The sequence below is a fragment of the Aedoeadaptatus coxii genome (genome assembly GCF_001553115.1).
Classification (GTDB): Bacteria; Bacillota; Clostridia; order Tissierellales; family Peptoniphilaceae; genus Aedoeadaptatus; species Aedoeadaptatus coxii.
In genome coordinates, this window is record NZ_KQ960181.1 from 139,815 (window position 1) to 140,445 (window position 631).

Below are 631 nucleotides of genomic sequence, written 5' to 3' on the forward strand. Positions count from 1 at the left end.
TACGACAACGCACCCATGGAAAACTTCTTCAGTGTCCTAAAAAGAGAAATCTACGACGGCTACGTCTACCGAAGCCGGCAAGAACTCGTGCAGGCAATCGAACACTTTATCCGCAACTACAACAACGATCGAATCAAAGAAAAGTTAGGAGGATTGAGTCCGAAGCAATACCGTGAACGGATGCAATCTGCATAGAACGAATGTTATGTAAAACAAAATCGAGCAAGCGAAATGCTTACTCGATTAAGTCCAACTTTATGGGGCTACTCTAAAGGACCTTTACTTAGTGGTTTTCTTTTTGGTTCAGAGAGCAGCAATCCAAGGGACCGTCTCCAAAAGATTTCTTATTTTCGCTGGCCAATTTATTTAAAAAGTGTTTCCATTTGTTCTTAATGGTTTCGGTAAATTTCATCGTTTCGCCTCCGTGACGGGTTCATTCTACGTTCGTTCTGTTAATTGATACCAATTTAATGTACACTTTAATCATCGAATGATCCAACGAAATCTTCCGCACCTTCCACTCCGATCGCGGTTGAGGCTACCAAGTGACCACCTATCAAGCCATGCTGAAAGAACACCACATCTTCCAAAGCAGGTCCAGAAAAGGCAACTGCTACGACAACGCACCCAT

The 631-nt window shown here is 42.9% G+C and carries 2 protein-coding genes and 1 pseudogene; 2 read left to right on the forward strand and 1 reads right to left on the reverse strand.

Going from position 1 to position 631, the window contains the following annotated elements:
* Window positions 1-195 (forward strand): IS3 family transposase (locus HMPREF1863_RS09260; RefSeq protein WP_198142723.1); only part of this gene is annotated, 195 nt, incomplete at its 5' end.
* Window positions 196-283: 88 nt separating this feature from the next.
* Here HMPREF1863_RS09260 and HMPREF1863_RS09415 read toward each other — a convergent pair.
* Window positions 284-412, reverse strand: coding sequence for an LDCC motif putative metal-binding protein (locus HMPREF1863_RS09415; protein ID WP_269746515.1), 129 nt, complete (start codon window positions 410-412; stop codon window positions 284-286).
* Window positions 413-509: 97 nt separating this feature from the next.
* On the opposite strand from HMPREF1863_RS09415, the pseudogene HMPREF1863_RS09500 reads away from it, so the two are divergent.
* Window positions 510-631, forward strand: a pseudogene (locus HMPREF1863_RS09500) (IS3-like element ISPar1 family transposase); the annotation flags it as partial.

Bases quoted from the DNA above. Each gene is read 5' to 3' on its own strand.
- HMPREF1863_RS09415 (WP_269746515.1), bottom strand. From the start codon at position 412: ATGAAATTTACCGAAACCATTAAGAACAAATGGAAACACTTTTTAAAT.